Here is a 3,490-nt window from a genome sequence, read left to right as displayed (position 1 = left end):
GAACCTCCAAGTCCTTTTTGTTCTCAGGCATGAGCAGCTCGCAGACGACGGTTTTTTTGTTGTATCAACCGTTGCGCGATCTAATGTCGCGCGATAAATTTCGTTTCTTATCTGACTCGTCTGTTTAAGATCCGCTATAGGCGTGCGATTATCGCCTAACACTATATGCGTTAATTGCAGTTTGGTACCAGCGGGGGCACTCGCTTCGCTCAAACGTGTATCACCTTTTTGAGTCATCGTAAGAGAAAATAGGGTTGTGCTCATACAGTCGTCATCTTGTGTCGTAGGAAATGAGTTAAAAGAAATCCATTAACCTCATTACGATCAGTTAATGACTGTGCATTTTTTGACTGAACTTTATTTAGATTGCTTTAGAAAAAAAGAATAGCGCCACCCATTGGCGGTTAGTATTACTAACGACAATGGGGGAATCCTATAAATACATAACGCTTTTATGTTGTTTTATAAAAAGTACCGGAAGAAATAAACCATTGCTGATTCTGCTTCAGTAGACTTGTTACCTAATAGTAAAGTAAGCAGCCTGTTTTAGTAATGAATTGAATTTCAAGCCATTCTGAGATAGAAATTCCAGAGACCGGTGCTGAGAAGCATAAAGGTATCGTCAATAAAAGGTTGGCGATGACGTAAAGATTAAACGAGTTGAATACGTTGCAGTTCGATTTCATGGTTCGATTGTATTTCGATTAATTTCAAGTGAGCCTGCGGATCAGACTCTACCCGCTGTATTAACTCTTCTGAGCTATCAATCATTGTGGCACTCGCAGATCCCCCCAAGGCGCTCCCCCATAATGGCGCGGCTTTTGCTACTACTTGTCCTAATGCTTCTAGGCTCATACGTAACCCACCTTTATAACCTGCATTGATATAGCCCTGTTTTTACCCACCATGTCTCCCTTCAAGATTTGATATTGATTTGTTATAACGAAAATCGTCGTGCCAATAAATGTGGCTTACATCGATCACACCAAAATTTGAGCGATAATTTTTATCACATCAATCTTTGTACTAAAAATAAACAGGACGGTGCCTGCCCAATCCACATAAAATGAGCAGGTACTTTCTCAGCAAGGCCAACAACTGTGAGCGCCTCACCTCTTCTACCTTTTTTTTGCCAAAGGGTCGTCTCTATCTGAGCCTGACTGGACATGATGTTTTTTTGGAGAGCAGTGATATCAGATAGCATTTTTAGATGCGCTTCTGTCAGTTCAGCTAGCTTCATTTGTCCGGGTTCTTGTCGCTCCATCGCTTGTAGATCAGTGTGCAACGCATTAATCTGGCGGACTGCTGCCGTTATTTGATTGGCGTGCTGATGCACAATATCAGTGAGTCGTTCATGTAGGCATGATTTAGCAGTAATGGGGAAACGTTTTTTGAGTTAAATTGAACCAAAAAGCCCGCCTAATCAGGCATTTCAAATACAGTAGCAACAGCCTAGGTAATTTATACCCGATTTGTATTGACAACACAAATAAAAAATTAAAAAACATCAGACTATTTCAAGACGGCTACTTAAGCGACCTAATAACCATTGGTGAGCCATATCCACATAATTTTTGAACTGAGTGTGAGAAATCGCCAATTTTTTGGCTTTGTAGCGTAAGGAGCCTCGGTTGAAATAGTGACATCGGAATGCCTGTGCCATCACAGGATTCTGTTGGGTCATCGTGTTGACCAAGCGCGTTCTATCTCTTCAGCGGCGGCATGGATGGGCAGCGGTTTAGAGCCTGGGAGACGAAAAACATTACCCTCCGTCATAATGCGGTATTCAATGGAGCAAGAGGGATAACCTAAACCCGAAAAATTCCCTCTGCTATACCATTCAGCCCATTGGTACAAACGATTTTCGAGATAACGAGTAAAATTATTGGTATTCATGATGACGATATCCATAAGTAGCATTCGCTTTCTTTGGTGCGGCATGAAATTGACAGGAATCCTGCATTAAAATTGAGCGTCCATCCTGTCAATTCGCTCGGTTCAAATCGACGAGGAAATACAGTATATTCAGGCTTACGTATCCAGGAAGGGTCGTCATAGGTAATGTCTCTTAATGTAGCCTGATTCAGGCGGGAGGTAAAAATAGATTTCTGGATAAATCTCATGCTAATGATTTTGACTAACAACCTGTACAACGATTTATGATGTTTAAAGTTAAATAATTGCATTTAAAGTAAAGAAATCACTGTAGGTCTTTCGTACATCTATAATCTGACATCTCATTACCATTCTTATCTTTTTTCCTACAGAGTGAAACCCGTGTCAAGGTTATAACAAGCTACACAAAATTCAAGGTACAAGGTTATTTGCCAGTACGGTTTGTTCCCTGCAAAGCATAAAATTTCTCATGGAGGGATTTTTGGATATAATTCGGTATAAACTTGCCATAAAACGTTTAATGAGCGGTGACCTGTTATCTGAGCTACTTCTTCGATACTGAATCCGGCCTCAAATAGACGGCTAGCCCCTTCGCGGCGCAGATCGTGGTAACGCAGATCTTTAATACCCAAGGCATTTCGGACACGTTGAAAACCGGCAGTGACAGAACGAGAATTATACGGGAAAATTAACTCACTAGTTTTCGGCTGGTGCTGCACGATAGTCCATGCGTCGCCAAGCAACGGTACCAGCATATGATTACCTGATTTTTTACGAGGATCCTTCCTGTCCCTGACCAGTACCGCTTTTTGCTTCTCGTCAATATCTTCCCACCTGATTTTGCACACCTCACCGACCCTCATACAACTGAGTATTGAGAAATTCAAAATATCGACAAACGGAATTTTTGCAGCAACATGACCGCTTCTAGCTTCCAGTCCCACAAGCAATCTATCTAACTCATCACTTACCGGACGGCGGCTACGGCGTTTAGATTTTCCAATCAGCCCCATTTGCAGCAAAAGCGGCCTGGCATCTGTGGCGGGGTTGGCTATGTAGTCAATACCGTAAACAGGTTTGGCAGAAGCTAGTACAGAAGAGAGGTAACTCACATCGTGGTTAACAGTGGATGGGCCAGCACCTGCGCCGTTTCTGTGGCGACAGTATTCGATAACGTGGCTTGTGGAAAGGTCTGCAAGTAAGGTATCGGCTATGTCGCAATCCAACAGCATGTCCAGTACATAGCGTTTTGTACGACCTGCTTTGCCGCCAAGATTTGGATCGTTAATATAACGTTTTAGTAGTTCGCCAACGGTTATTTTCTCGATGTCGCTGCTGTTGGGTACGCCGTTTTCTTCTAGTTCAGCTGCCCGTTTTGTCCCCCATGTTTTGGCCTGAGCTAATTTTCCGAAGGTTCTTGTTTCGCGGTGCAGATGTTTGCCGCCTTCCTTAACGCCAGCTGTGCAGCGGTACCTTACCGTACCGTCAGCACGTGGACGTTTTACTATGTTATAGTAAGCCATACTTTCCATTTCCTGTATCCGTATCCGGGTACACCATTTTAATGGTGTACCCTGTGGTGTACCAAGAATAC

Annotated in this window: 4 protein-coding genes and 1 pseudogene; all 5 read right to left on the bottom strand. The window is 42.9% G+C overall.

The annotated features are described in order from the left end of the window. The coding region (locus tag REG_RS13490) for a phage tail protein (RefSeq protein ID WP_407078954.1) at positions 1-237 on the bottom strand (237 nt) is incomplete at its 3' end. A 414-nt stretch (positions 238-651) separates the two neighbouring features. Next, positions 652-855, bottom strand: coding sequence for a hypothetical protein (locus REG_RS08735; RefSeq protein WP_039908350.1), 204 nt, complete (start codon positions 853-855; stop codon positions 652-654). Between the two features lie 154 nt (positions 856-1,009). Beyond that, positions 1,010-1,336 carry a hypothetical protein gene (locus REG_RS08730; RefSeq protein WP_006705309.1) on the bottom strand — a complete coding sequence of 109 codons (327 nt, stop codon included), beginning with the start codon at positions 1,334-1,336 and terminating at the stop codon, positions 1,010-1,012. 344 nt (positions 1,337-1,680) lie between these two features. Continuing rightward, positions 1,681-1,920, bottom strand: coding sequence for a hypothetical protein (locus tag REG_RS14385; RefSeq protein WP_260200257.1), 240 nt, complete (start codon positions 1,918-1,920; stop codon positions 1,681-1,683). Between the two features lie 400 nt (positions 1,921-2,320). Beyond that, a pseudogene (locus tag REG_RS08720) lies at positions 2,321-3,419 on the bottom strand (tyrosine-type recombinase/integrase). Positions 3,420-3,490: the final 71 nt, after the last annotated feature.

The organism is Candidatus Regiella insecticola LSR1, assembly GCF_000143625.1.
In the GTDB taxonomy this organism is placed as follows: domain Bacteria; phylum Pseudomonadota; class Gammaproteobacteria; order Enterobacterales; family Enterobacteriaceae; genus Regiella; species Regiella insecticola.
Note: the sequence above shows the minus strand (reverse complement) of the source record. Positions and strands in the feature narration are given on the sequence as shown.

Bases quoted from the DNA above. Each gene is read 5' to 3' on its own strand.
- REG_RS08735 (WP_039908350.1), bottom strand. From the start codon at position 855: ATGAGCCTAGAAGCATTAGGACAAGTAGTAGCAAAAGCCGCGCCATTA.
- REG_RS14385 (WP_260200257.1), bottom strand. From the start codon at position 1,920: ATGCTACTTATGGATATCGTCATCATGAATACCAATAATTTTACTCGT.